Here is a 25,358-nt window from a genome sequence, read left to right as displayed (position 1 = left end):
GCACGCGCCAACAAAAGACTCTAGCTTCGCGTTTGCTTCTTGAATTTCCGGATGATGATATCGCGCTTCAGCCGCGACAGGAAATCGATGATGAGCTGGCCGTCGAGATGATCGATCTCGTGCTGGATGGCGGTTGCAAGCAAGCCATCGGCCGCGAGTTCCTGTTCCTTGCCATGCCGGTCGATGTAACGGACGGTTACCTCCGAAGGGCGTTCGATCTCGACACGCACGTCGGGAATGGAGAGACAGCCCTCCTCATGCACCCGCGTCGTGGAGCCCAGCGCGACGAGCTCCGGGTTCGCCATGGCGAGGGGATTGGGCGGCTCGCCGTCTTCAGCGGTATCGATGACGACGACGCGCTTCAGCACGCCGACCTGCGGCGCGGCAAGGCCAACGCCCGGCGCCGCGTACATGGTCTCAAGCATGTCGTCCATCAGCTTGACGACGGCATCGTCGATGCGCTCGACAGGATCGGAGATCTTGCGCAGCACGGGATCAGGAATGGTGAGTATCGGAAGGATGGCCATGGCGCTGACATATGAAAGGCCGCCGCCGCGGTCAATGGCGTGCGCTCTATACCGGACCGCGGACCTGCATTTTGCCGGTTTGCCGCGCCCCTGCGGCAGCCACGAGGGCGTCGCTCGTGGTTTCTGACGGCGACCAGCCGATCCGTCGCAGCCGGGCGGCGTTGACCACGAGATCTCCGGTCAGCCGATCGGCGAAATCGCCCTTCCCCGCCAGCCGCAAGAGACTCGCGAGCGAGCCCTCGGGAACCGGCAGCAGAAATTCGGGACGTCCGAGCCCGCGCCGCAGGCACCGAATGATCTCAGCCATCGTCAGTACTTCCCCATCGGCGACGATAAACGATGCGTTCTCAGCCGTTTGCGTCTGCAAGACGTATTGGACGGCGCTGATGAGATTCCCGACGCTGACCAGCGAACGCCGGGACTTGAGCGCTCCAAATGGCAGCGGCAACGGCAACCCGGCGATCCGCATCAAGGCCGCCATGTTGCCTTTGACACCCGGGCCGTAAACCAGAACCGGCCGAAGCACCGTCCAACCGGTGGACGACCCTTCGAGCATTTTTACCATAACGGCCTCGGCCGCGAGTTTGGATCGGCCGTAAGCATCGGTTGGCGCCGCTGGCGTCGCTTCCGTCACGATGTCGGGATACGTCACGCCGACTTGCGCCCGGATCGATGACATTAGCACGAAGCGCTTCACGCGAGCGGCGCGCGCCGCCTTGGCCAACTGGCGAGTTGCATCAACATTTATGGCTGTATAAGCGGCGGCCGGCAAATCCGTCCGTGCATGCGATAGCCCGGCGGCGTGAACGACCGCATCGACACCACGAACGAGAAATTCGGCCGCGAACGAGCGCGACATGTCTCCGACGGCGACGCCTTCGACGCGCGGGCTATCGAAGACGATCGGATGCCGCGCCGCCGCACGGACGCTATAGCCCCGCTCCGCCAGCACGCGCACGACATGCTGGCCGATGAAGCCCGATGCGCCGGTCACGAGAATGCGTTGGGCGATACCCACACTCACTCCGTCTGCAAATCGTGGAGAACAGATCGACTCTCACGACGATCTAGGACCGTCTCGTGCAAAAGTACAACGACGCCCGCATTAAAGTCGCATCGTTTCCCCAACGCGCGCGATCAGACGATAACCCGCCCATATAGCGATTAGCCCGAAGGCGACGCCGCCGATCATGTTGCCCGCAAGCACACCCTCCGCGCCGTAGAACTTTCCGCCCCAGATGACGAACGGCACCGTGCCAAGCGTCGCCCGGCCCCAATTCAGAAGCGTCGAAACGCGCGGCCGCCCGAGCGTATTGAAGACCGCATTGGTGATGAAAACCGCGCCAAGAAAAACGAACAACGGCGACAGCCACCGGCAGAAAAATACGATCAGCTGGCGAACCTCGCCGGTCGCATGGAATAACGTCGCCAGCGGATCGGCGAGCACCGCGAGAAGCAGCCACGCGATGCCGGTAAACGCCGCCATCGTCAGCAGCGACAGCGTGTAAGCGTCGCGCATCCTGGTATGCGAGCGGGCGCCGAAATTCTGTCCGAGGATTGGGCCAACGACGCCCGACAGTGCATAGATCGCGCCGAACGCGACCGGAATGATCCGCCCGATGATCGCCCACGCCGCAACCGCCGCATCGCCGTGAGGCGCAATGGCATACGTGATATAGGCGTTGCCGACGGCGGGCGCGATGTTCGTCAGCACGGCAGGCGCCGCGATGCCGGAATACGGCAAGACATCCTGCTTCAGCGTTGAGATCTTTGGCCGCCCCATCAGATCGTGAACGCGAATGACGCCGAAAAGCCCGACACCCATCATGACGGCCCGCGCCAGCACCGACGACAGCGCCGCGCCCTCGATGCCGAAGCCGAGATGGACGATAAAAAACAAATCGAGGATCGTATTGACGACCGCGCCCGATAGCGTGACGTTCATCGCTCGCCGCGCGTCTCCCACCGATCTCAACACCGCTGACGATGTGATGCCGAGCGACAGCATCGGCAGCGTCGGCAGCAAAATTTCGAGATAGAAGCTCGCCAGATCGAGCGTCCGCCCGGTGGCGCCGAGAAGCCGGAGCAACGGCACGATCGCGAACCACAACGCTAGGCTTGCGATGGCCGAGAAGACAAACGCCAGGACATGCGCGTTGGCTGAGAGTCTTCGCGCCCGCACGCGCCGCCCCGCTCCAAGAGCCGGCGCAACGAGAGACGTCGCCGCGATCGATAAGCCAATTCCAATCGACGTCGAAAAGAAGAGAATGGAACTGGCATAGCCGACTGCCGCGACAACCGCCTGGTCTCCAATTCGCGACAGGAAATAGATATTGGCGAGATCTCCGATGAAGACCGCCATAAGCCCAAGCGCACCGGCGGCCGTCATCGCCAGGATGTGCCGCAGAAGCGAGCCCGTGACGAATTTGGGGCTTGGTCCTGCCCTCCGGACGATTTCGACTTCGGCCATTTGCTTGACGTTTCCTGCGGCCGGACGGCGCGCCGCCCAAGTTCTTTTTATACTTTCCGCCGGGCCTTGAACGCGGCGGCGAGCGTGCCATCGTCGAGATAATCGAGTTCGCCGCCGATGGGAACGCCTTGCGCCAGTCGCGAGACGGCTACGTCGATCCCCTGAAGCTGGTCCGAGATATAGTGCGCCGTCGACTGGCCTTCGACGGTCGCGTTCAAGGCGAGAAGAATTTCTTTCACGTCCGGAGATCGCGCCCGAGCAATGAGGTTCGGTATATTGAGCCGTTCCGGCCCGATCCCGTCGAGCGGCGATAGGTGGCCGCCGAGGACATGATACTGAGCCGAAACGACGTTCGCCCGTTCGAGCGCCCACAGATCGCCGACCTCCTCGACGACGACGATCAGACTCGGATCGCGGCGCGGATCGGCGCACACGCTGCACGGCGAAACCGTATCGAGATTGCCGCACACCGGACATTCGGCGATTTTCGCGATCGCCAGCTGCAAGGCGTCCGACAGCGGCAGCAGCAAATCGTTGCGCCGCTTGAGCAGCGCAAGCACCGCCTTGCGCGACGAGCGTGGTCCAAGTCCCGGCAACCGCGCCAAGAGCTGCACCAGCCGCTCAATTTCGGGACCTGCGATTTTACGAGACATGTCTCAGTTCATAATTTCGCGCCGGGCGAACAGCACGGCATTCTTCGTCATCCTCGACCGAACGAGCGAAGCCAATGAAGGTCGAGGATCTAACGCAAGACTCGTGAAGACAGGGAAACTCAAAACAATTTCATTCCCGGCGGGATCGGCAAGCCGCCGGTGATCTCGGCCATCTTCGACTGCATGACGCTATCGACTTTCGCCTTCGCGTCCGCAGCAGCCGCCACGATGAGATCTTCGAGAATCTCGACCTCGTCGGGCTTCATCAGGCTCGGATCGATCCGCACGCGTTTAAGTTCGCCGCGCCCATCGACTGTCACGTGTACGAGCCCGCCGCCCGACTGACCTTCGATCTCGGCCTTCGCGAGTTCGTCCTGCATATCCTTCAGGCGCGCCTGCATTTGGCCCACCTGCTTCATCATTCCCATAATGTCTTTCATATCATCCTCGCGGCAAGCAGCCGAATTTGGAAAAAGTTTTTAGACCGCTTCGCTCTCGCTGTCCGTATCCGTCTCACGCCCAGCAATTCGCCGCACCTCTGCGATCTTCGCATCCGGAAAGGCTTCGAGCACCGCGCGCACCGCCGGATGCGCCTTGAGCGATTCAAGCTCCGCCGCCTCTCGCTCCCGGCGCACCACGCCGACCGGCGAAGCGCCCGCCTCCTTCGAAAGCACGACCACCCAACGCCGCGTCGTCCAGGCATTGAGCTTTTCGCGAAGATCGTTCGCGAGTTCCGCTGGTGCTTCCGGCATCAGGAAGAGATCGATCGATCCCGTAACCGCATCGAATTTGACTAGGCTCACATGATCTTCGAGATGGATTTTGAGCTTCGCGTCGCGCTTTTCGCCCGCGAGCGCCACGACATCGACGAACGAACGCGGATCGGATTTCATCGACCCGCCCACGACCGGCAAATCGGCCGCGCCGTCGCCGTCATCATCGCCGATCGGTTCGCCGTCGTCGAATTCGAAAGCCTCGCCCAGCTCCTCCTGATCGTTTTCCGCGACAGGAATATCGCCGCGCGAATTGAGCGGCCCGCGCTGGTTCGTCGGCGCACCGTCCCCAGGAGCAAGAGCCGGACGTCGCGCTGGCACCGCACCGCCGCCCAAGGCCCGGATCAATTCGTCCGGCGTCGGCAAATCCGACGTATAGGCGAGACGGATCAGAACCATCTCGGCGGCAACACGGGGATTGGGCGCCCGCGCGACCTCCTCGAAACCTTTGACGAGCATCTGCCACGCCCGCGAAAGGTATGGCATCGACAACCGCGACGCGAGGCTCGCGAGCCGGGCTTTTTCTTCCGCAGTCAGAGCTTCGCCCGCAGGCTCTTCGCCGACGGCTTTCACGCGCGCAATCGCGTGCACGGCTTCGGCAAGATCGGAGACGATTTCGGCCGCTTCCGCGCCGTCGCGATGCAACGATTCCAAGCCTTGAATAGCCGCCGCGACATCGCCTTTGAAAAGAGCTTCCGCGAGATCGAAAATGCGCGCCCGGTCGGCAAGGCCGAGCATGTCGCGAACTTTTACCGCCGTGACATGGCCTTCACCCATCGCGATCGCCTGATCGAGAATGGACAGGCCGTCGCGCACCGAGCCTTCGGCTGCGCGCGCGATGAGCTGTAACGCATCCGCGTCCGCGCTCGCGCCCTCAAGACCAACAATCTTCTGGAAATGCTCAGCCAGCACCGGTTGTTCGACGCGGCGCAAATCGAAACGCTGGCACCGCGACAGTACCGTTACGGGGACCTTGCGGATTTCCGTTGTCGCGAAAATAAAGCGAACATGCGAGGGCGGTTCTTCAAGCGTCTTCAGCAGCGCGTTGAACGCGCCCTTCGACAGCATGTGAACTTCGTCGATGAGGAACACTTTGGTGCGCGCGACCAGCGGCGTGTACTGCGCGCTCTCGATGATTTCGCGAATGTTATCGACGCCGGTATTCGACGCGGCGTCCATTTCGAGCACGTCCGGATGACGGCCCTCCATGATGTCTTTGCAGTGGACGCCCAGACCCGGCATGTCGATCGTCGGCTTGTCGTAGCCGGGCGCCTCGTAGTTTAAGGCGCGCGCGAGAATGCGGGCGGTCGTCGTTTTGCCGACGCCGCGCACACCCGTCAGCATGTAGCCTTGAGCGATGCGCCCGGACGCGAAGGCGTTGCGAAGCGTCGTCACCATCGCCGACTGGCCGATCAGATCGTCGAACGTCGCGGGACGATATTTCCGCGCCAGCACGACATACGGCTTCGCCGGCTCGCTAGCCGCAGCGGTTTCGATCTCGTTCGAGTCTGATTTCTTCTTCGCCATTGATCCCTGAAATAACCTTTCGCCCGAAGGGCGAGGGAGCAAAGCGACCCGCGGTAAGCCGCGCCCCCGCGGAGAGCGCCGGATCGCCCTTGCGATCCGAATTGCGCTCGTGAGCGAGTAAATAAGGCTGGCGAACGACCCGACTCCTGATCGTTAGGGCTGCTTCCTTCCGGACCTGACCCGGTTGGCGACGAATTCGTCCGTCGCCAGCCCGTTCCTATAATGGAGCGGCCAGCGAGAAAGTACAACCCTTCCTCGCGTGCGAGCTAACAGCCAAGCAGAGCAGTAAGTCGTCGATCCGGAACGCGAAATTTCCAATAACCCGCGCTGGCTATTCGGCCCGCTTGATCGCGACGAGGCCATTGGCCGCCAGTTCCGCGGCTTCCTTGCGGTAAGGGCTCGCCGGGTAGGTGCCGAGAATCTGCATCTGCGTCGAGAAGAACGACAGTTCCTCAAGCGCAAGTTGCACCGGCCGGTCGACCGGATGGCCTTCGATGTCGGCGAAGAAGCGGGAGGCATTGAACGTCCCCTCCTCCTGGTAGCTTTCGATCTTCGTCATGTTGACGCCGTTCGTCGCAAAACCGCCGAGCGCCTTGTAAAGCGCCGCCGGGACGTTGCGCACGCGGAACAGGAACGTCGTCATGACGAGCCCATTGCCGGGCTCCGCGTCGTCGGGGTCCTTAGCCAAAATGATGAAGCGCGTCGTGTTGTGGTCCTGGTCCTCGATATCGCTTCTGAGGATCTCAAGGCCGTAGATTTCCGCCGCGAGGCGCGAAGCGATCGCCGCCGTCGAAAAATCGTTGCCCTCTGCCACGAGCCGCGCCGAACCCGCAGTATCCGCCTCCGGAACCGGCTTCAGTCCGAGCCGCCTGAGCGTCGTCCGGCACTGACCCAGCGCCTGTGTGTGGCTCATCACCCGCTTGATCGTCGAGAGGCTCGCGCCCGGCTTCGCCATCAGCTGATGACGCACACGCAGAAAGTGTTCTCCGACGATATAGAGCCCGGCTTCCGGCAACAGATGATGGATATCCGCGACCCGTCCCGCGACCGAGTTCTCGATCGGGATCATCGCGTACTGAGCGTCTCCCGTTTTCACGGCCGCGAGCGCGTCCTCGAACGTCGGATAGGCGACGCTTTCATAGTCCGGATACACGTCACGCGCCGCCAGATGCGAATTCGCTCCGGGCTCGCCTTGATACGAGATTTTAAGGGCTCCGGCTTCGGAACCTGAGGATTTGGTCATAGCGGCTCGATTGTCCGGGGAGAAGAAACGTCAGGGTGCGATGAGGCGGCGCGCGCGCTCAAGGTCGGCGGGAGTATCGACACCGAGGGGAACGGTGTCAACGATGGTGACGTCAATCCGCATTTGTGCCTCAAGTGCCCGCAATTGCTCAAGTTTTTCACGCTTTTCGAGGGTCGCGGGCGGCAGCGAGACGAACCGCTCCAGGCTCGCGCGGCGGTAAGCGTAGATGCCTATGTGGTGATACAGCGGCCCGTCGCCGTAAGGTGCCGTGGCGCGCGTGAAATAGAGGGCGCGCAGCCGGTTCTCGCCAATCGGCGTCCCCACCACTTTGACGACGTTCGGATTGGTCCGTTCTTCGTCCTCTGAAATGACGGCGGCAAGCGTCGCGATATCGGTCTCAGCCGACGCCAGTGGCACGATGCAATCCGTGACGAGCGACGGGTCGAGCGTCGGCAGATCGCCCTGCAGATTGACGACGATCTCGGCTTTCTTCGTCGGATCGATTTTACTGATCGCTTCGTGAATGCGGTCCGAGCCGGAGGCGTGATCCTCGCGCGTTATCACCGCTTCCCCGCCCGCCGCTGTGACAGCCGCCAGGATTTCGGCGCTATCCGTTGCAACGACCACCCGACCCGCGTTTGCCTCGAGCGCACGCCTCCAGACGTGAACGATCATCGGCTTGCCATGAATGTCGGCAAGAGGCTTACCCGGCAGACGGGTTGCGTGCATTCGGGCGGGGATGAGAATGAGAGTTTCTTGCGGCACTGCGTTCGAATTCTTTTGTTCGGTGACAAATCGGCCCAACATCGCTATCGACATTCAAACAAAAACGACGACGTGCTTGCAGGGCGGCCGAGCTTATATACTGCAATTTGATCTCGTCACCTTGAATTGCGCGTCATGGGGAAATGACCGTCCAGGGAGTTGACGCATGGAAAGTTTCGAATTCACGAAACTAGCCGGGGCCGTTCTATCGGCGCTGCTTTTGATTTTCGGAACCAGAACCGCGATCGACATGACAGTCGGTCATACACCGGAAAAACCCGGCTACATTCTCCCCATAGCGGCCCCCGCCGAAGCCGCGACACCAGCGGCAGGCGCAGAACCCGCTGCCGCCCCCACGGGCGACGGCGAAAAAGAGGTTTTAGCCTTGCTACCCAAGGCGAATCCCGAAAGCGGCAAGGCCATTTTCAGGAAATGCCAAGCCTGTCATGTGTCGGAAAAGGGTAAGACGCCGACAGTCGGTCCCAACCTCTGGGACGTCGTCAATCGGGCCAAAGCCAGCTATCCCGGATATAAATATTCAGAAGCCATGCAGAAAAAGGGCGGCGAGTGGTCATTCGATCAGCTGGCGCACTTTCTTCACAGCCCTAAGAGCTTCGTCCCCGGCACGAAAATGCTGTTCAACGGCCTTCCCACCGTATCCGACGAAGCCGACGTGATCGCCTATCTCGCGACCCTTGCAGATACGCCGGTTCCCCTGCCAAAATGACGGCGTTTTAACTCGCTATGACTACGAAAGTTTGCGACCTTGCCGGCACTTGGCGGGGTCGTTTTCGTATCCGGCCCGATACTTGTCCCCGCTCGCCGGGGCCATGTTAAACTGATGCGGAAAGCGAGAATTTGAAAGGGACGAAGTCGAATATGCAGATGCGCCTGACGCCGTTCATACTTGCCGCGCTGGCGTTTATGAGTTTCTCGACGCTCCCGAACCTCGCAACCGCCCAAGACGCGCCAACTGCAGAGGCACCCAAGCCGGCCGAAACCGCAGCGCCAGCCGACGCTCCGAAGCCCGCTGACATCGCTGCACCGGCGGAAGCTGCAAAGCCGTCCGAAACCGTCGCACCGGCGGAGGCTCCAAAGCCAGCCGAAGCCGTTGCTCCCGCGGAGGCCCCGAAGCCCGCCGAGATCGCCGCACCGGCCGAAGTCCAGAAGCCGGCGGAAGACCAATGCCATCACGCGATGTCGCTCGTCGGTGACCCGAAATACGGACCCGACTTCAAGAATTTCGATTGGGTCAACCCCAACGCCCCGAAGGGCGGCAATGTCCGTCAGTGGGCCGACGGTACGTTCGATACGCTCAACCCATTTTCAGACAAAGGCGTCAAGGCCGCAGGCCTCGGTCTGATTTTCGACAGTCTGTTTACGCCGAGCCCTGACGAACCATCGACCCAATACGCTTTGATCGCCGAGTGCGCGTCTTACCCCGCCGATTATTCGTCCGTGACGTTCAAGCTTCGTCCCGAAGCAAAATTCCACGACGGCACGCCGATCACGCCGGAAGACGTCATCTTCTCGTTCGAGCAGTTCAAGACGGTCAATCCGTTCTACGCCTTCTACTACAAGAACGTCGCCAAGGCGGAAAAGACCGGCGATCACGAAGTGAAGTTCACATTCGACAAAGCGGGCAACCGCGAGTTGCCGATGATCGTCGGGGAGCTGAATGTTGTCTCCAAGGCCTATTGGGAGGGCAAAGCCGCCGACGGCTCGCAGCGCAGCCTCAGCGCCACGACTGTCGCGCCGCCGCTCGGCAACGGCGCGTACAAGATCAAGTCGGTCGATACCGGCCGTAAGATCATCTTCGAACGCGTGCCCGATTACTGGGCGAAAGATCTGCCCGTCATGAAGGGTCAGCAGAATTTCGACACCCTCGAATTCACTTATTACCGCGACCGCACACCGGCATTCGAAGACTTTAAAACCGGCAACATCGACGTCTGGAACGAGAACCAGGCTGGTGCCTGGGCCACGCAATACAATTTCGACGCGATCAAGAACGGCCTTGTCACGAAGGAGGCCGTCCCTGTGAAGCGCGTCGCGCCGATGCAGGCCTTCGTCTTCAACCTCCGCCATCCGCAATTCCAGGATCGGCGCGTCCGGCACGCCTTCAATCTGCTTTTCAATTTCGAAGAAACCAACAAGAAGCTGTTTTACAACCTCTACAAGCGCGTCGGCAGCTTCTTCGAAAATTCCGATCTGCAGGCGACGGGCCTGCCGCAAGGGCGTGAGCTTGAGATCCTGAACGAGATCAAATCCGAGGTCCCACCCGAGGTCTTCACGACCGAGTACAAGAACCCAGTCAACGATCAGGAAGGCGATTACCGCAAGCACCAGCAGGAAGCTCTGAAGCTTTTCGAAGCCGCAGGCTGGAAGATCCGCAGCGAAACCGTCGATGATCCCCATTGCGGCTTCTGGTGCAAGGCCAAGCAGGCCGTCGGCCTATCGGCGGCATCGACCGCGCGCGTCCTTCGCAACGAGAAGGGCGAGCAGATGACGGTCGAATTCCTCATCAACGGCGATACCTTCGAGCGCATCATTCTGCCTTACGTCCAGAACCTTGAGGTCATGGGCATCAAGGCAACTGTGAGGAACGTCGACGACGCGCAGTACAAGCAGCGCGAAGACAACCGCGACTTCGACATCATCGTCGACAACTTCGGCCAATCGAACTCGCCCGGCAACGAGCAGCGCGATTTCTGGGGCTCGGCCGCAGCCGACAAGCCCGGCAGCCGCAATACCATAGGGATCAAGAACCCCGCGATCGACACGCTGATCGACAAGATCGTGTTCTCGAAAGATCGCGCTGATCTCGTCGCCGCCACCCACGCCCTCGACCGTGTGCTGCTGTGGAACGACTACCTCGTTCCGCACTGGTATTACCCCTACGATCGGCTCGCCTACTGGAACATTTTCGGACGGCCCGACAAACTGCCGTCACAAGGCGCGGCGCTCACACAGGTCTGGTGGTACGACGCGGACGAGGCGGCAGCCGTCCAGGCAGCGAAGGGAAAGTGACCAGGGTGCAAGCATCCCCTCGATTAGGCCGGACGAAGGGGGCAAAGCTCACCTTCGCCGTCGCGCTTACGCTACTGGCGTCAGTCGCCCTCACCGGGGCAGTCGACGCCGAACCGCGCCACGGCCTCTCTATCTTCGGTGAATTGAAATACCCGGCCGACTTCCAGCACTTCGACTACGTCAATCCCGACGCCCCCAAAGGCGGCCGCCTCGTGACGATGGGAACGGGAGACGTCAATACCTTCGACTCGTTCAACCAGTTCATCGTCAAGGGCGACGCGGCGCAAGATCTCGACCTGCTATTCGACAGCCTGATGGTCCGCGCCCAGGACGAACCGGACGCCGTCTACGGGCTTGTCGCGAAATCCGCCGACGTTGCGCCCGACGGCATGTCCGTCACGTTCAAGCTCCGCCCCGAAGCCAAGTTCGCCGATGGAACACAGATCACCGCCGACGATGTGGTCTACACGCTCGGCCTTCTGAAAAGCACGGCGACGCGTCCGCAATACGCCCAGCCCCTCCGAGACGTCACTTCGGCCGAAGCTCTCGATCCCGAGACCGTGCGCTACAAATTCCAGGGCGCGCTCGTCCGCGACTTGCCGGTGCTTATCGCCCAGCTCCCGGTTCTATCGAAAGCCTACTACACGGCGCAGCCCTATGAAGAGACGTCGCTGAAGCCGCCACTCGGGTCCGGTCCCTATCGCATCAAGGCCTTCAACGCCGGCAGCACCATCACCTACGAGCGCCGCGACGACTACTGGGCGAAGGACCTGCCCGTAAACAAAGGCCGTTTCAATTTCGACAATATTCGCCTCGACTATTATCGCGATCGCACCATCGAGCTTGAGACTCTGAAGTCCGGGAACTTCGATTACCGCGAAGAATTTTCGAGCCTCGGCTGGGCGACGCAGTACGACATTGCGGCGGTCCGCGACGGCCGCCTGATCAAAGAACTGCTGCCGGATCGGCGTCCGTCCGGAGCCCAGGGCTATTTCATCAACACCCGGCTCGACAAATTCAAGGATCCGCGCGTGCGTGCGGCGCTCGATCTCGTCTTCGATTTCGAATGGTCGAATAAAAAACTGTTCTACGGCCTCTACAAACGTACGACGAGCTACTTCGAAAATTCCGACATGAAGGCCGTCGGCTTGCCGACGAAGGAAGAGTTGGCGCTCCTCGAGCCGTACAAAGACAAGCTGTCGCCGGACGTCTTCGGCGAGCCCTATACGCCGCCCGTCACCGACGGCAGCGGTAACAACCGCGAAAACCTGAAGAAGGCCCGTGACCTTCTTATCAGCGCCGGATGGAAGCCCGATTCTGAGGGCAAGCTGCGCAACGCCAAGGGCGAACAGTTGACCATCGAGTTCCTCGACTTCGAAGCGATGTTTGAACGCATCACGCTACCCTTTGTAGAAAATCTCAAACGCATCGGCGTCGCCGCGAATTGGCGCCTCGTCGATCCGGCGCAATTCCAGGAGCGCCTGAAGTCGTTCGATTTCGACATCACGACGCAGCGCTTCTCTCTCGGCCTGACCCCGGGCGTCGATTTACGCGCATTCTTTAGCTGCGACGCCGCCAAGGCGCAGGGATCGTTCAATCTCGCGGGCATTTGCGATCCCACTATCGATGCCCTGATCGATAAGGTCGTCGCAGCCAAGTCCCGCGCCGAGCTGACGACCGCGACACACGCCCTCGACCGTGTCCTCCGAGCCGGTCACTACTGGGTTCCCCACTATTACAAGGCCGCTTATTCGGTGGCGTACTGGAACAAGTTCTCGCGCCCGGCCCTCCAACCGAAGTATGATAACGGCGTTGTGGACACTTGGTGGTTCGATGCGAAAAAGGCCGCGGCCTTGAGTTCCGGCAAGCCCGAGGCCCGCCCCACGCCGCAACTCACGCCCGAGTCCACGCAACAACCGGCGAAGAACTGATGGCCGTTTATCTTTTAAAGCGCTTGCTCCTGGTGATCCCGACGCTGTTCGGGATCATGCTGTTTTCGTTCGTCATCATCCAGTTCGCGCCGGGCGGGCCGGTCGAGCGCATGATAGCCCAGCTGATGGGGCAATCCTCCTCCATCGTCAGCCGCATGAGCGGTGGCGGTGGCGATACGCTCGGCGGCGGCTCCATGAACAGCCAGCTCGGCATCGGCGGCGGCGATTCGATCACGTCGAAGTACCGCGGCGCTCAAGGGCTTGATCCCGCCTTCATCAAAAGCCTTGAGAAGCAGTTCGGTTTCGACAAGCCCGCGCCCGAACGCTTCTACCTGATGATGAAGAACTTCCTGACCTTCGATTTCGGCAAGAGCTACTTCCGAGACGTTTCGGTGCTCGAACTCATCAAGGAGAAATTGCCGGTTTCGATCTCGCTCGGCATCTGGATGACCTTGCTGACGTATCTGATCTCCATTCCGCTCGGCATCCGTAAAGCAGTGAAAGACGGCGAGCCATTTGATACCTGGTCGAGCGCCGTCCTCGTGGTCGGCTACGCCATCCCCGGCTTCCTTTTTGCAGTCCTGCTGTTGATCTTGTTCGCTGGATCGTCGTTCTTCCAGTGGTTTCCGTCGCGCGGCCTCTTCTCCGACAACTGGGATCAGCTCTCCTGGTTCGGCAAGACAACCGACTACCTCTGGCATCTCGTGTTGCCGATGATTGCGATGGCGGTCGGCTCGTTCACGGCCATGACCTTCCTGACGAAAAATTCGTTCCTCGACGAGATCCGCAAGCAGTATGTCGTCGCCGCGCGCGCCAAGGGCCTCACCGAAAATCAAGTGCTTTACGGCCATGTCTTCCGCAACGCGATGCTGCTTGTCATTTCGGGATTCCCATCGGCCTTCATCAGCGCCTTCTTCTCTGGCGCTCTGCTGATCGAAACGATTTTCTCGCTCGACGGCCTCGGCCTTCTCTCATTCGAAAGCATCGAAAAGCGCGACTATCCGGTCGTCTTCGCCTCGCTCTACATTTTCTCGCTCGTCGGCCTTATCGTCGGCATCCTGTCCGACTTCGTCTATACCCTCGTCGATCCGCGCATCGACTTTGAATCGCGCGAGGTATGACGATGGATCAGCGAGCCGACGACGCGCCCGGAACGGCATCAACGCCGACCGCGAAACCGACGAAATCCTGGTGGCAGCGGTTCGTCCGCCTTTCGCCCGTCAACCGCCGCCGCTGGGAGCGCTTCAAGGCGCACAAGATCGGCTACCGCTCGTTCCTGATCTTTTCGGTCCTGTTCGTCGTCTCGCTCTTCGCCGAGTTCGTCGCCAATGACCGCCCGCTGATGGTCAGCTACAAGGGCGACATTCTCTTCCCCGTCCTCGTCGATTACCCCGAAGACAAGTTTGGCGGCTTCCTCGCCATCACCGACTACCGCACGCCCGACATCCAGAACGAGATCAACGCCAACGGCTGGATGCTGTGGCCGCCGATCCGCTATTCCTATTCGACGATCAACAAGGACTATCCCGGCCGCGTCGGCGACAACGGCGTTTGCCTCGGATACCCCGCGCCTCCGCCGTGGTCTTCGTCGTTGAAGCTCTGCGAGGCTCCGCCCGACCAGCTCGCCCGCTTCAATGAATTAGGAAACACCAACTGGCTCGGCCTCGACGACCAGGGCCGGGACGTTGTCGCGCGCGTCATCTACGGCTTCCGCATTTCCGTACTCTTCGGCTTGATCCTGACGATCGTTTCGTCCGCGATCGGCATCGTCGCCGGCGCCGTGCAGGGTTATTTCGGCGGCCGCGTCGACCTCATCTTCCAGCGCGTGCTCGAAATCTGGAACTCGATCCCAGAGCTGTTCGTGCTGTTGATTTTGTCGTCGCTGTTTGTACCGGGTTTCTGGACGCTGCTCGGCATCCTGATGATCTTCAGTTGGACGTCGCTCGTCGGCCTCGTCCGCGCCGAATTCCTTCGCGGCCGCAACCTCGAATATGTCCGGGCTGCACGCGCTCTTGGACTTTCCGACTGGCAGATCATGTTCAAGCATTTGCTGCCGAACGCCATGGTCGCGACACTGACGTTCCTGCCCTTCAAGCTCTCCGGCGGCATCGCCGCCCTGACCGCGCTGGACTTCTTAGGCCTCGGCATGCCGCCCGGATCGCCATCGCTCGGAGAGCTTCTGCTGCAAGGAAAAAAGCATCTCGAAGCCCCGTGGCTCGGCATTTCCGGCTTCATCTCGGTATCGATCATTTTGTCGCTCGCGATTTTCATCGGCGAAGCGGTGCGCGATGCGCTCGATCCGCGCAAATCGTTCAGGGGTAAAAGCTGATGGCCACACCGTCACCCCTCGTCGACGTGCGCAATCTCTCCGTCGCCTTTGGCGAAGACGCCAATCTCACGCGCGTGGTCAATGGCGTCTCGTTTCACATCGGCAAAGGCGAAACAGTAGCGCTTGTCGGCGAATCCGGATCCGGCAAGACCGTTTCCGCCATGTCGATCCTGCGCCTGCTTCCGCCCGCCGCCTCTCATCCCTCGGGCGAGATCCTGTTCGGCGGCTCCGACATTCTGAAAATGTCGGGATCATCGCTACGCGAAATTCGCGGCCGCCGCATCTCGATCATTTTCCAGGAGCCGATGACATCGCTCAACCCGCTTCACACCATCGAGAAGCAGGTCGGCGAAATTATCAAGCTGCATCAATTGCTGCCCGAAGATAAAACCCGTGTCCGCGTCATCGAGTTGCTGACGAAAGTCGGCATCCGCGACCCTGAAAAGCGGCTCGGTGCCTATCCCCATGAGCTTTCGGGGGGGCAACGCCAGCGCGTCATGATCGCCATCGCCCTCGCAAATAAGCCAGATCTGCTGATCGCCGACGAGCCGACGACGGCCCTCGACGTCACGATTCAAGCCCAGATCCTCGACCTTCTGAAGTCGCTTCAGCAAGAGATGGGCATGGCGATGCTGCTGATCACCCACGATCTCGGCATCGTGCGGCGCATGGCCGAGCGCGTCTACGTCATGCGTAATGGCGACATCGTCGAGGACGGACAGACCGAACAGATCTTCACCGCACCGCAGCACCCATACACCCGCCATCTTCTCGAAGCCGAACCAAAGGGCGCGCCGCCTGCCGACGACCCTTCGAGCCCCATCGTCGTCGAGACCGAAAATCTCAAGGTCTGGTTCCCGATCAAGCAGGGCCTGCTGCAGCGAACCGTCGACCATGTAAAAGCGGTCGACGGTCTGTCGATGAAACTTCGCGCCGGCGAAACTCTCGGTGTCGTCGGAGAATCGGGCTCAGGCAAAACCACGCTCGGCCTCGCGATCCTGCGGCTGATCTCGTCCGAAGGTCAGATCGCCTACGTCGGCAAGCGCATCGACGCGCTGACGAACAAGCAGATGCGCCCTCTGCGCAAGGAAATGCAGATCGTCTTCCAGGACCCTTATGGCTCGCTGTCGCCGCGCTTGACGGTCGGACAGATCATCGAGGAAGGCCTCCTGATCCAGAATCCCGAGCTCGACGACGACCAGCGCCGCGAGCGCGTCGGCGCCGAACTGAAAGAGGTCGGCCTCGATCCGGGATGCCAGGATCGCTATCCGCACGAATTCTCAGGTGGCCAGCGCCAGCGCATCGCCATCGCGCGCGCCATGGTCCTGCAGCCGAAATTCGTCATGCTCGACGAGCCGACGAGCGCGCTGGATATGAGCGTGCAGGCCCAGATCGTCGATCTCCTGCGCAAGCTGCAAACGACCCACGGCCTCGCCTATCTCTTCATCAGTCATGATCTCAAGGTGGTGCGGGCGCTGTGCAACTACGTCATCGTGATGAAAAACGGAAAGGTCGTCGAGGAAGGCCCGGCGCGCGATATCTTCGAAAGGCCGCAGAACGAATATACCAAAGCTCTGCTCGCGGCAGCTTTCGACCTCAAGGTCGCCTATAAGGGAGCGCTCGCGAGCTAAAAAGGGAGGTTACTCTCATGCCGCCGAAGCTCATACATTATCACGCTCCGAACACACGCTCGTTCACGATCCGATGGCTGTTCGAGGAACTGGGCTCGCCACCGCACGAACTCAAAATTCTCGACATGAAAAAGGGTGAGCACAAAACGCCCGCTTTCCTCGCCGTCAACCCCATGGGCAAAGTTCCGACCGTCACGGCCGACGGCACGCCGGTCACGGAAGTCGGCGCCATCACCATTTTCCTCGCCGACCTTTTCCCGGAAGCCAACCTCGCGCCGGAAGTGAGCGATCCCGCCCGTGGAACCTATCTGCGCTGGATCGTCTTCAACCATGCGGCCATCGAGCCGGCCGTCATGGACAAGGCCCGCAATACCCCGTCCGGCCTGCCGTCGTCGGCGCTCTGCTACGGATCCTATGACGATACCGTGAGCGCCCTCGCCAGCGCAGTCGAACATGGCCCGTATATTCTGGGCGAGCGCTTCTCGGCTGCCGACGTCGTCATCGGCTCGGCCGTTCGATACCTGACGATGTTCAAGCTTCTCCCCGCAAAACCGGAATTTTCGAGCTACCTCGAACGCATGACGAGCCGCGCGGCCTTCAAGAGTGCGCTCGCGAAGGATGAAGAACTGGTCCGCGCCCGCGCTCCCTGAACCTGATCTCCTTTCCGTGCGCGGAGGATCGTCTATTCTTGAGTCTACGATTCGTTGACCGCGAGACTCCGTGATGCTCCCCGATGACGTTTTTCGCGACCGCCTTGAGCACACGCTCCAGGATGTCGAGGCGGCTGTGGCCAAGATGGTCGACTTTGCGGCCGTCGACGTGAGCGTTTCCCAGCGCTATTGGCGAGTCGTTGTCTTGCCGTTCTTCGCCGCCGCCTGCCCCTTCGATCTGATGATCAGAGCCGACCAGAAATACAGCCTCAAGCTCGCCAATGAGACGTTCGAAGACCGCCCCGTCGAGCGCTTCGAGCTGTTTCCGCGTCTCGTACGCGCGATCGAAGCCGGACAGGTTGAGAAGATTTCCAAGCTCGACGCCATGACGGATGCTCTCGTCGCCATCGAGATGCGCGTTTCGTTGGAACCCGGCTGGAATTGGCACGGCGAGCGCAGGCTCGCCGCCGCGACACCGTCAGAGGAATGGCGCACGCATCGTTACCTTCCCTATCGGCGCTGATCCTCACCCCAGGAAAGACGATATCCGCTGCGTATATCCGGCGATCCGTTTGATCGCCGAAATATGACTGCCGGACTTCGAGATTCTCAGCGCCGCCTCGGGTAGCGGCTCGACGGCGGTGAGCATATGGCCGCCATTGGCATGCACCATCAGGATGCCATCGATCATGATACCGACGTGCCCCTTCCAGAACACGAGATCGCCGCGCTCAAGGCCTTCGAGATCGTCGGCGACAAGGACATTATCGCCAAGCTCGGCCTGCTGCATGTCGCTGTCACGCGGCGCGGCGACTCCGGCGGCGTTGAGCGCCGTCTGCACCAGACCCGAACAATCGATGCCGATATGTGTGCGCCCCCCCCAAAGGTAGGGCGTGCCGATGAAGCGTTCGGCAATCTCCACGAAATCGCGCGCGTAGCGTTCGTGCGGCGCGGCATGACGCGCATAAACAAAGCCACCGCTTTCGAGTTCGAGAAAACGCTCGTCGCCTGCCCGCACGGCAATCGGCGCATTGAGCGGCAGATGCATGATCGGCGGCGACTTGATATCGGGCGCGCCGTAAAGGAACGTCCCAAGCGTCTGGATGCGATGCGTCGCGTGAATCGCACCACGGCGGATTGCGTCGGACGGCACATATCCGACATATCCGTCCCGCGCGAGTTGCACCCAACTCCAGCCGTTCGCATCTTCGAAGACCGTAAGACTTTCACCGAAGAGTGCTTCGGTCTCGAAACCGCGCGACGGATCGGGAAGTTTCCGCAGCGGCGTCGTCGACCGCACGACGAAACCCGGCTCTCCGTCAACGTATCGTTCGGCGCGCACGACGCCCTCAAGCGAACGCGCCACGAGATCGGGACGGAAAGCGTTCCGGCGCGGGTCGAGAGCGCCGGCCGGTCGTTGCGAAACTCCAGCAGTCACGACGTCAGCTCTTGCCTCAGTTGTTCCATTACCGCCCTCGCCGTTTGCGGTTCGCCGCCTTTCGGTCCAAGAGGCCGCGCTGCGGGACGCCAGCCATAAAGATCGAAATGCGCGAAACGGCGAGCCTTGCTGACGAACCGCTTCAGAAACAGCGCTGCTGTAATAGCGCCGGCAAATGGCGATTCCCAGACGTTGTTGATGTCGGCAATGTCGCTATCGAGATGCCGGCGGTAACCGTCCCATAGGGGCATTTGCCACAGCGGATCGCCGATCGACGCCGCAAGAGGCGGCAGATTCCGGGCGAGAGCTTCGTCGTTCGTGAAGAACGCCGGCAGGTCCGGCCCGAGAGCCGATCGCGCAGCGCCGGTCAGGGTTGCAAAAACGAAGATGCTGTCCGGCTCATCGGCATCTGCAAGCGTCAGCGCGTCGGCGAGCACAAGACGCCCCTCGGCATCCGTATTGCCGATTTCGACGCTCAGGCCCAGCCGGCTCGCGAGAATATCGCCCGGCCGGAAGGCATCGCCGCCGACGGAATTTTCCGCAGTCGGTATGATCACGCGCAGCCTGCAATTGAGCCGCTGCCCCATGATCATATGCGCGAGCGCGAGTGCCGTCGCAGCGCCGCCCATGTCCTTCTTCATCAGCAGCATGGCGCTCGCGGGCTTGATGTCGAGGCCGCCGGTGTCGAAGCTGATGCCTTTGCCGACGAGCGTGATCTTCGGCGCGCCCAACGGCCCCCAGCTCATGTCGATGAGCCGCGGCTGCCGTGGACTGGCGCGGCCGACCGCATGGATGAGAGGGAAATTCTTCGCCAACAGATCGTCGCCGATGGTCACCGAAATGTCGGCGCCGTGCCGGTCGGCGAGCACGCGCGCGACGGCTTCGAGATCGGCGGGCGCCATGTCCGAAGCCGGCGTGTTGATGAGATCGCGCCCGAGCCAGATGGCCTCTGCCGTATTGATGATGCGATCGGCGCCGGATGTCCCCAGGCGCAGCCGCGCGCGAGCGCCGTTCTTTTCCTTATAGAGGTATCGGGAGAAGGAATATCCGCCGAGCGCCCACGCGAGCGCCGCAAGTTCGGGCTGCTGTAATTCCGAGGCGATGCGATACGTGCTTGCGGGCAGCGCCGCGCTGAGGAGCCCCGCCAAAAGCTCGGACGGCCCGCTTGGCTCTCCCTGCTGGCCATTCCCGACGCCGAATGCGACCGACGATATTTTACCCTCTGTATTCGGAACGAGAACCGAGCGCTTGGCGCTCCCCGAAAAGTTCTGGGCCGCGAGCCACGCCCGCTGCGCCGCATCGAATTCCCCGATGGCCTCGGGGCCGTCGGATCCCACGAAATGGATCGGGATATCGCTCGCCTCAGGGGCTCCAAGCGCAAAGGTTTCCGCCGCCGACCAGGCTGTCGTCTCGACCATTCGTCTCTCGTGCTCTCTCTATCGTTGTATGAACTGAACGGGATTGTGCTCCGGCTGCAAACTGGCGGTCCTGCCAGGCAGGGAGAGCACGGCCATCAAGCGATTTCACCAGCTATCACAGGTCTCCGGCAAACCTTAAGCGTTTGTTGACGCTCGCCCCAGAAACTGACGCTCACATCGCGATTCGCCGAATCAGAAGCGAATCCACCCACGGAGACCGTCATGACGCGTTTCGAGCGCCCCCGCTCACCAGTATCACAGCACATCCCGCGCCTCGGAACCCTTGCAGCCTTGACGACCTCGCTGCTCCTTGGAGCTTGCTCCGCGTCAACATCGATGTTGCCGAGCATCGCCATGAAGCCCAGCGACACGACGACCGGCGCCACCGCCGACAACAGCGCGCCCACCTCCCCTCAAAGCGAGTTGCAGAAGGCAACAATCTACTGGGGTCAGGAATACTCCAAGAAGCCGACCGAATTGCAACCGGCGCTCAACTACGCAAAAGACCTGAAGGCGCTCGGAGAAAAGCAAAGAGCCCTCGCCGTTCTCCAGCAGGCGACCCTCATCCATGGCAACAACCAGGAGCTCGCAGGCGAATACGGCCGGTTGGCGCTCGAGTTGGAGCAGGTTGGCATTGCCAATCAGATGCTGACGATTGCCGACGACCCGGCGAAACCCGATTGGCGGGTCGTCTCGGCGCGTGGAACCGTGATGGCCAAGCAGAGCAAATATGCCGACGCCATTCCATTCTATGAGCGCGCCCTGACGCTCGCGCCGGACAATCCGACCGTGATGAACAATCTCGCCATGGCCTACGCGATGACGGGCGACCCCAAGAAGGCTGAAGGAATTCTGCGCCAGGCGCTCGTGGCCCCGGGCGCGTCGCCGAAGGTTCGCGAAAACCTCTCGCTCGTCCTCGGCCTCCAGGGCCGCTACGACGAATCGAAGGCCATCGCCGCAGGCGTTCTCAACGCCGATGCCGCCTCCTCCAACGCCGACTACCTAAAGCAGATGGTCAAGCTCCAGCCGACGACCGCCATGCCGGACGCCAATAGCTTCGCCAGCAATACGTCCGTGAGCCATACGTCGCCGCGGCTGCAAGTCCAGAACGCGGCGCTCCAGGCCGAGCCGCTTCCCGTCAGTCAAAGCTCTTGGCAGACCACCACCGACGATGCTCCGCCCCTCGCGCACTGAGACATGACCTGCCCACGGATAAAGGACTCGCCGTGCATCGAGTTATGCCGCGGCGGTCCATCCGAAGCCCCCGATCGCTGTCTGATCTCTTCCCGAACCGGCTTTCGCGCGATGATCGCGCGCGCTCTGGGTGTCGATGGCATGGTCGCGGGATAAAACGCGTCGGCTCGACCGTCGTCGCGGCCCACGCTCTCGCCCCAAATAAAAATGGCCCAGCCAGTTGAGCTGGCCGGGCCATACGCGACACTAAAACCAATCCCGAACGACCGACGCGTCGGCGCCTATTTCTTCATATTCATATAGCTGATTGCCGCCGGTCCGAGAATAACGACGAAAAGCACGGGCAGGAAGAACACGATCATCGGCACCGTCAGCTTCGGCGGCAAAGCAGCGGCCTTGCGCTCGGCTTCAGACTGCCGAATTTCGCGATTTTCTTTTGCCATCGTGCGGAGCGCCGTGCCGACCGGCGTACCGTAGCGCTCCGCCTGAGTAAGTGCCGTCGTCACCGCCTTCACGCCAGGAAGCCCTGTCCGCTTTGCGAGGTTATCGTAGGCCTGCCGCCGGTCCTGCAGATAGGAGAGTTCCGCGGTCGTCAGCGACATTTCTTCCGCAAGCTCGATCGACTGGCTCACGATTTCCTTGCCGACCTTTGCAAATCCGGCTTCGACGGACATGCCCGATTGTACGCAAATCAACAGCATGTCGAGCGCATCCGGCCACGCCTGCTTGATGGCCATTTGCCGCTTCTGCACGCGGTTCGAAATGAACATGTTAGGCACGTAATAACCGAGAAGCCCGGCGGCGATTGCCATCACCAAATTGACCATCGGCGAATAGCCGCTGTCATAGACAACGAAAAGATAGAACAGCGCGAAAAAGAAGATAATGATCGGAGCAGCGACGCGAAAGAACATGAAGGCAACGATGTTGGCCTGCCCGCGCAAACCGGCGCGCTTCAGGTTCTCCCGCAATTCTTCATTGTCGAACCGCTCACGAAGATTCAAGCGATTGACGACCTGCTGCATGAACCCTTTCGGCGTCGACCGAAGCCGGCTTCCACTGGCGCTTTGTTGACGATCTTTCGAGGCCATTTCCGCGATGCGCACCGAGCGCATCTTGCTCCGTTCGATGGCCATTTCCCGCATGCGCCGGTTCATCTGGTCCCGTTGCAGCATCGGCAGAGCCACGGTCAAAACCGTTGCGAACACGCAGATCGCGGCCAGCGCCGTCGCAATGAATTGCGGGTTCATAACTGTATTGAGGAATGAATCCATATGCGCGCCGCCGTGCCTATCCGCTGGAAAGAGCTAAAATTTGAAATTGATCATTTTTCTCATCACCAGAACGCCCATCAGCATCCAGGTTGCGCCGCCGACAACCATGAAATGGCCTATCGTGGTCGTGAAGAGAGGCATGATGTAGTCGGGCGTCGAAAGATAAACCATCGTCATGACGCCGGGTGGCAATGATGCCAACACCATTGCCGACGCTTTCGCTTCGGCGGAAAGCGCCTTGACCTTAAGCGCCAGCATTTGCCGCTCGCGCAGCACGCCGGAAAGGTTGGCGAGCGCCTCCGACAAGTTGCCGCCCGCTTGCTGCTGAATGCTGATAACGATCGCCAGAAAGCGAACTTCGGCAAGCGGCAGGCGATCGCACATGCGTTCCAGCCCATCCCCCAGCGAGACGCCAAGCTTTTGCTGCTCGACAAGTTCGCGAAATTCGCTGCCCAAAGGTTCCGGGCTCTCTCGTGCGATGACCTGCATACATTCGTTGAGCGGCAAACCCGATTTGATGCCGCGCACGATGACGTCGATGGCGTTGGCAAGCTGGCCAAGAAATTTGCCCTGCCGACGGGTCGTCATCTTCTTCAGTATCCAGCGCGGTAGTCCGAACCCGCCGACAAATGCCGCAACAATCGCCGCCGCCATCGATTGATGAAGAAGGAATACCACGATCGACGCCGCGAGAACCCCGAGCAGCGCACTCGCGATATAAAAATCGCGAGGCGTTAAGCTCGATCCGGCACGAAGAAGCCGAAGGGTCATCGTGATCTTTTTCTTGGCCTTCTCGCGGACTTCGATTTCCTTGAGCGTATCGGCAACGGACTTCTTTCGGCTGCTCTGAATCTCAGCCGCCACGCTGCCTTTGCGTCCCCGTGTACCGGAGATGCTTTCGATCCGCTTATCCTTCTGGCGATCGTCGGAAAAATACGGATAGGCCACCGCGAAAACCGCGCCCGCGAAGGCCAGCGCAGCGAGAAGCGGTGCAATGAAGAGCGGGAGGTCGATATCAGGCATTTCGATCTCCCATCGGGCTGCCATGTTCGTCCGCGACTTCCGACCGGACGAGCGCATCAGCGAGCCGCTCGGTCTCGTTGTAATATTCCGCGCGCTCCCAGAAACGCGGACGAACGATGCCGGTCGAACGATGCCGTCCGAGAAGCTTGCCGTGCGCGTCCTCGCCGGTTATTTCAAAGACGACCAAATTTTGTAACGTGATCGTCTCTTCTTCCATGCCGAGAACTTCGGTGATGTGCGTGATTTTGCGCGAGCCGTCGCGCAACCGCGACGCCTGAATGATGACGTCTATCGAGCCGCAGATCATTTCGCGGATGGTCTTGATCGGCAGGGCATAGCCGCCTTGCATGATCATCGATTCAAGGCGGCCCAATGCCTCGCGCGGACTGTTCGCGTGCAGCGTTCCCATCGAGCCGTCGTGGCCGGTATTCATGGCCTGAAGCAGATCGAACGCTTCAGCTCCGCGAACTTCGCCGACGATAATCCGCTCCGGCCGCATACGCAGGCAGTTCTTGATGAGATCGCGCATCCGGATCTCGCCTTCGCCTTCAAGATTCGGAGGTCGCGTTTCCAAACGCACGACGTGCGGCTGCTGGAGCTGAAGTTCCGCCGAGTCTTCGCATGTGATAATGCGCTCGTCGTCGTCGATCGAGCCGGTGAGGCAATTGAGAAGCGTCGTCTTACCCGAACCGGTTCCGCCCGAAATGAGCACGTTGCAGCGAACGCGGCCGATGATCTCCAGCACGGTCTTGGATTCCGGCGTGATCGAGCCGAATTTGACGAGCTGCTCGAGCCTCAACCGGTCTTTCTTGAATTTTCGAATCGTGAGCGCGGGGCCGTCGATGGCGAGCGGTGGCGCGATCACGTTGACGCGCGACCCATCTGGCAAACGCGCGTCGCAAATCGGGCTGGATTCATCGACGCGCCGTCCGACCTGACTGACAATCCGTTGGCAGATATTCATCAGCTGTTGGTTGTCGGCAAATCTGACGCCGGTCTTCTGAACCTTACCCGCGACTTCGATGAACGTCACGCCGGCCCCGTTCACCATGATGTCGGAAATGTCGTCCCGCGCGAGGAGCGGCTCCAGCGGCCCGTATCCGAGAACGTCGTTACAAATATCCTCGAGCAGCTCTTCCTGCTCGGAAATCGACATAACGACGTTCTTGATTTGAATAATTTCGCTGACGATGTCGCGAATTTCTTCGCGCGCGGCAACGGTGTCGAGTTTGGAAAGCTGCGTGAGATCGATCGTGTCGATGAGGGCATTGAAGACCGTGGTCTTCACGTCATAGTATTCTTCCGAATGCCGCCGTTGGCTTTCCGGGGCAGGCTCGGCTTTCTTCGCCGGCATGCTCGGAGTCGCAGGCGCAGCTGGCCGTGACGGCGCGGCGGCAGCGGTCGTCGGTTGCGGCTCTGGCGCACGCGAAGCGACGCGTCTGTCCGCTTGTGGCTCGTTCGAACGCCTACCGAACATGAAGG

Annotated in this window: 22 protein-coding genes and 1 other RNA gene; 9 read left to right on the top strand and 14 right to left on the bottom strand. The window is 60.8% G+C overall.

Going from position 1 to position 25,358, the window contains the following annotated elements; translation table 11 throughout:
* Positions 1 to 20 precede the first annotated feature (20 nt).
* The 9 genes from def to WC811_RS02110 all read right to left on the bottom strand — a co-directional run bounded on the left by def (position 21) and on the right by WC811_RS02110 (position 8,000).
* Positions 21 to 527, bottom strand: coding sequence for a peptide deformylase (gene def / locus WC811_RS02150; protein WP_372640432.1), 507 nt, complete (start codon positions 525 to 527; stop codon positions 21 to 23).
* A gap of 46 nt (positions 528 to 573) precedes the next feature.
* Positions 574 to 1,545 (bottom strand): NAD-dependent epimerase/dehydratase family protein, encoded by a 972-nt coding sequence (locus WC811_RS02145; RefSeq protein WP_372640430.1) that lies wholly within the window; start codon positions 1,543 to 1,545, stop codon positions 574 to 576.
* 87 nt (positions 1,546 to 1,632) lie between these two features.
* Complete coding sequence (locus WC811_RS02140) at positions 1,633 to 2,997, bottom strand: MATE family efflux transporter (RefSeq protein WP_372640428.1); 1,365 nt, start codon at positions 2,995 to 2,997, stop codon at positions 1,633 to 1,635.
* A gap of 47 nt (positions 2,998 to 3,044) precedes the next feature.
* The gene (gene recR / locus WC811_RS02135) at positions 3,045 to 3,650 is read right to left on the bottom strand and encodes a recombination mediator RecR (RefSeq protein ID WP_372640425.1); all 606 of its coding nucleotides are present in this window, start codon (positions 3,648 to 3,650) and stop codon (positions 3,045 to 3,047) included.
* 119 nt (positions 3,651 to 3,769) lie between these two features.
* A complete protein-coding gene (locus WC811_RS02130) occupies positions 3,770 to 4,090 on the bottom strand; it encodes a YbaB/EbfC family nucleoid-associated protein (RefSeq protein ID WP_372640422.1) in 321 nt (106 codons plus the stop codon).
* Positions 4,091 to 4,129: 39 nt separating this feature from the next.
* Entirely contained in the window at positions 4,130 to 5,950 is a 1,821-nt protein-coding gene (locus tag WC811_RS02125) for a DNA polymerase III subunit gamma/tau (RefSeq protein ID WP_372640420.1), read from the bottom strand.
* A gap of 119 nt (positions 5,951 to 6,069) precedes the next feature.
* An RNA gene (gene ffs, locus WC811_RS02120) (signal recognition particle sRNA small type) lies at positions 6,070 to 6,165 on the bottom strand.
* Positions 6,166 to 6,281: 116 nt separating this feature from the next.
* Positions 6,282 to 7,193 carry a prephenate dehydratase gene (locus tag WC811_RS02115; protein ID WP_372640418.1) on the bottom strand — a complete coding sequence of 304 codons (912 nt, stop codon included), beginning with the start codon at positions 7,191 to 7,193 and terminating at the stop codon, positions 6,282 to 6,284.
* A 30-nt stretch (positions 7,194 to 7,223) separates the two neighbouring features.
* The gene (locus tag WC811_RS02110) at positions 7,224 to 8,000 is read right to left on the bottom strand and encodes a 3-deoxy-manno-octulosonate cytidylyltransferase (RefSeq protein ID WP_372640416.1); all 777 of its coding nucleotides are present in this window, start codon (positions 7,998 to 8,000) and stop codon (positions 7,224 to 7,226) included.
* A gap of 124 nt (positions 8,001 to 8,124) precedes the next feature.
* Between WC811_RS02110 and WC811_RS02105 the strand changes: the two genes are divergently transcribed.
* The 8 genes from WC811_RS02105 (at position 8,125) to WC811_RS02070 (ending at position 18,052) form a co-directional block, all read left to right on the top strand.
* The gene (locus WC811_RS02105; protein ID WP_372640414.1) at positions 8,125 to 8,685 is read left to right on the top strand and encodes a cytochrome c family protein; all 561 of its coding nucleotides are present in this window, start codon (positions 8,125 to 8,127) and stop codon (positions 8,683 to 8,685) included.
* 152 nt (positions 8,686 to 8,837) lie between these two features.
* On the top strand, positions 8,838 to 10,988 hold the full coding sequence (locus tag WC811_RS02100; RefSeq protein ID WP_372641730.1) for an extracellular solute-binding protein: 2,151 nt from the start codon (positions 8,838 to 8,840) through the stop codon (positions 10,986 to 10,988).
* Positions 10,989 to 10,993: 5 nt separating this feature from the next.
* Positions 10,994 to 12,919, top strand: a complete 1,926-nt coding sequence (locus tag WC811_RS02095; protein ID WP_372640412.1) for an extracellular solute-binding protein — start codon at positions 10,994 to 10,996, stop codon at positions 12,917 to 12,919.
* Positions 12,919 to 14,040 carry a microcin C ABC transporter permease YejB gene (locus WC811_RS02090; protein WP_372640410.1) on the top strand — a complete coding sequence of 374 codons (1,122 nt, stop codon included), beginning with the start codon at positions 12,919 to 12,921 and terminating at the stop codon, positions 14,038 to 14,040. The genes WC811_RS02095 and WC811_RS02090 overlap by 1 nt, the downstream gene beginning before the upstream one ends.
* A gap of 2 nt (positions 14,041 to 14,042) precedes the next feature.
* Positions 14,043 to 15,248, top strand: a complete 1,206-nt coding sequence (locus tag WC811_RS02085) for an ABC transporter permease (protein ID WP_372640408.1) — start codon at positions 14,043 to 14,045, stop codon at positions 15,246 to 15,248.
* On the top strand, positions 15,248 to 16,879 hold the full coding sequence (locus tag WC811_RS02080) for an ABC transporter ATP-binding protein (RefSeq protein ID WP_372640406.1): 1,632 nt from the start codon (positions 15,248 to 15,250) through the stop codon (positions 16,877 to 16,879). The genes WC811_RS02085 and WC811_RS02080 overlap by 1 nt, the downstream gene beginning before the upstream one ends.
* Positions 16,880 to 16,896: 17 nt before the next feature.
* Positions 16,897 to 17,529, top strand: a complete 633-nt coding sequence (locus WC811_RS02075) for a glutathione S-transferase family protein (RefSeq protein ID WP_372640404.1) — start codon at positions 16,897 to 16,899, stop codon at positions 17,527 to 17,529.
* A 73-nt stretch (positions 17,530 to 17,602) separates the two neighbouring features.
* Positions 17,603 to 18,052: a hypothetical protein gene (locus tag WC811_RS02070; RefSeq protein ID WP_372640402.1), complete on the top strand. Its 450-nt coding sequence runs from the start codon at positions 17,603 to 17,605 to the stop codon at positions 18,050 to 18,052.
* 3 nt (positions 18,053 to 18,055) lie between these two features.
* Here the strand turns inward: WC811_RS02070 and WC811_RS02065 are convergent, their stop codons facing one another.
* Together WC811_RS02065 and WC811_RS02060 are read right to left on the bottom strand one after the other, a co-directional pair.
* Entirely contained in the window at positions 18,056 to 18,967 is a 912-nt protein-coding gene (locus WC811_RS02065) for an NlpC/P60 family protein (RefSeq protein WP_372640400.1), read from the bottom strand.
* On the bottom strand, positions 18,964 to 20,385 hold the full coding sequence (locus tag WC811_RS02060) for a M17 family metallopeptidase (protein WP_372640397.1): 1,422 nt from the start codon (positions 20,383 to 20,385) through the stop codon (positions 18,964 to 18,966). Before WC811_RS02060 ends, WC811_RS02065 begins: the two co-directional genes overlap by 4 nt.
* Before the next feature lie 222 nt (positions 20,386 to 20,607).
* Between WC811_RS02060 and WC811_RS02055 the strand changes: the two genes are divergently transcribed.
* Positions 20,608 to 21,579 carry a tetratricopeptide repeat protein gene (locus WC811_RS02055; protein WP_372640395.1) on the top strand — a complete coding sequence of 324 codons (972 nt, stop codon included), beginning with the start codon at positions 20,608 to 20,610 and terminating at the stop codon, positions 21,577 to 21,579.
* A gap of 281 nt (positions 21,580 to 21,860) precedes the next feature.
* Here WC811_RS02055 and WC811_RS02050 read toward each other — a convergent pair whose 3' ends face one another.
* The 3 genes from WC811_RS02050 to WC811_RS02040 are packed head-to-tail and all read right to left on the bottom strand — an operon-like array spanning position 21,861 to position 25,353.
* Complete coding sequence (locus WC811_RS02050) at positions 21,861 to 22,853, bottom strand: type II secretion system F family protein (protein ID WP_372640393.1); 993 nt, start codon at positions 22,851 to 22,853, stop codon at positions 21,861 to 21,863.
* A 33-nt stretch (positions 22,854 to 22,886) separates the two neighbouring features.
* The gene (locus tag WC811_RS02045; protein ID WP_372640391.1) at positions 22,887 to 23,876 is read right to left on the bottom strand and encodes a type II secretion system F family protein; all 990 of its coding nucleotides are present in this window, start codon (positions 23,874 to 23,876) and stop codon (positions 22,887 to 22,889) included.
* Positions 23,869 to 25,353 carry a CpaF family protein gene (locus tag WC811_RS02040; RefSeq protein ID WP_372640389.1) on the bottom strand — a complete coding sequence of 495 codons (1,485 nt, stop codon included), beginning with the start codon at positions 25,351 to 25,353 and terminating at the stop codon, positions 23,869 to 23,871. Before WC811_RS02040 ends, WC811_RS02045 begins: the two co-directional genes overlap by 8 nt.
* Between the last annotated feature and the right edge of the window lie 5 nt (positions 25,354 to 25,358).

This window comes from Hyphomicrobium sp. (assembly GCF_041659645.1).
GTDB lineage: Bacteria > Pseudomonadota > Alphaproteobacteria > Rhizobiales > Hyphomicrobiaceae > Hyphomicrobium_B.
This window is presented reverse-complemented; position numbering and strand designations above follow the sequence as displayed.

Coding starts and splice junctions, on each gene's coding strand:
- def (WP_372640432.1), bottom strand. CDS start 527: ATGGCCATCCTTCCGATACTCACCATTCCTGATCCCGTGCTGCGCAAG.
- WC811_RS02140 (WP_372640428.1), bottom strand. CDS start 2,997: ATGGCCGAAGTCGAAATCGTCCGGAGGGCAGGACCAAGCCCCAAATTC.
- recR (WP_372640425.1), bottom strand. CDS start 3,650: ATGTCTCGTAAAATCGCAGGTCCCGAAATTGAGCGGCTGGTGCAGCTC.
- WC811_RS02130 (WP_372640422.1), bottom strand. CDS start 4,090: ATGAAAGACATTATGGGAATGATGAAGCAGGTGGGCCAAATGCAGGCG.
- WC811_RS02125 (WP_372640420.1), bottom strand. CDS start 5,950: ATGGCGAAGAAGAAATCAGACTCGAACGAGATCGAAACCGCTGCGGCT.
- WC811_RS02115 (WP_372640418.1), bottom strand. CDS start 7,193: ATGACCAAATCCTCAGGTTCCGAAGCCGGAGCCCTTAAAATCTCGTAT.
- WC811_RS02110 (WP_372640416.1), bottom strand. CDS start 8,000: ATGTTGGGCCGATTTGTCACCGAACAAAAGAATTCGAACGCAGTGCCG.
- WC811_RS02105 (WP_372640414.1), top strand. CDS start 8,125: ATGGAAAGTTTCGAATTCACGAAACTAGCCGGGGCCGTTCTATCGGCG.
- WC811_RS02100 (WP_372641730.1), top strand. CDS start 8,838: ATGCAGATGCGCCTGACGCCGTTCATACTTGCCGCGCTGGCGTTTATG.
- WC811_RS02090 (WP_372640410.1), top strand. CDS start 12,919: ATGGCCGTTTATCTTTTAAAGCGCTTGCTCCTGGTGATCCCGACGCTG.
- WC811_RS02085 (WP_372640408.1), top strand. CDS start 14,043: ATGGATCAGCGAGCCGACGACGCGCCCGGAACGGCATCAACGCCGACC.
- WC811_RS02080 (WP_372640406.1), top strand. CDS start 15,248: ATGGCCACACCGTCACCCCTCGTCGACGTGCGCAATCTCTCCGTCGCC.
- WC811_RS02075 (WP_372640404.1), top strand. CDS start 16,897: ATGCCGCCGAAGCTCATACATTATCACGCTCCGAACACACGCTCGTTC.
- WC811_RS02070 (WP_372640402.1), top strand. CDS start 17,603: ATGCTCCCCGATGACGTTTTTCGCGACCGCCTTGAGCACACGCTCCAG.
- WC811_RS02060 (WP_372640397.1), bottom strand. CDS start 20,385: ATGGTCGAGACGACAGCCTGGTCGGCGGCGGAAACCTTTGCGCTTGGA.
- WC811_RS02055 (WP_372640395.1), top strand. CDS start 20,608: ATGACGCGTTTCGAGCGCCCCCGCTCACCAGTATCACAGCACATCCCG.
- WC811_RS02050 (WP_372640393.1), bottom strand. CDS start 22,853: ATGGATTCATTCCTCAATACAGTTATGAACCCGCAATTCATTGCGACG.
- WC811_RS02045 (WP_372640391.1), bottom strand. CDS start 23,876: ATGCCTGATATCGACCTCCCGCTCTTCATTGCACCGCTTCTCGCTGCG.
- WC811_RS02040 (WP_372640389.1), bottom strand. CDS start 25,353: ATGTTCGGTAGGCGTTCGAACGAGCCACAAGCGGACAGACGCGTCGCT.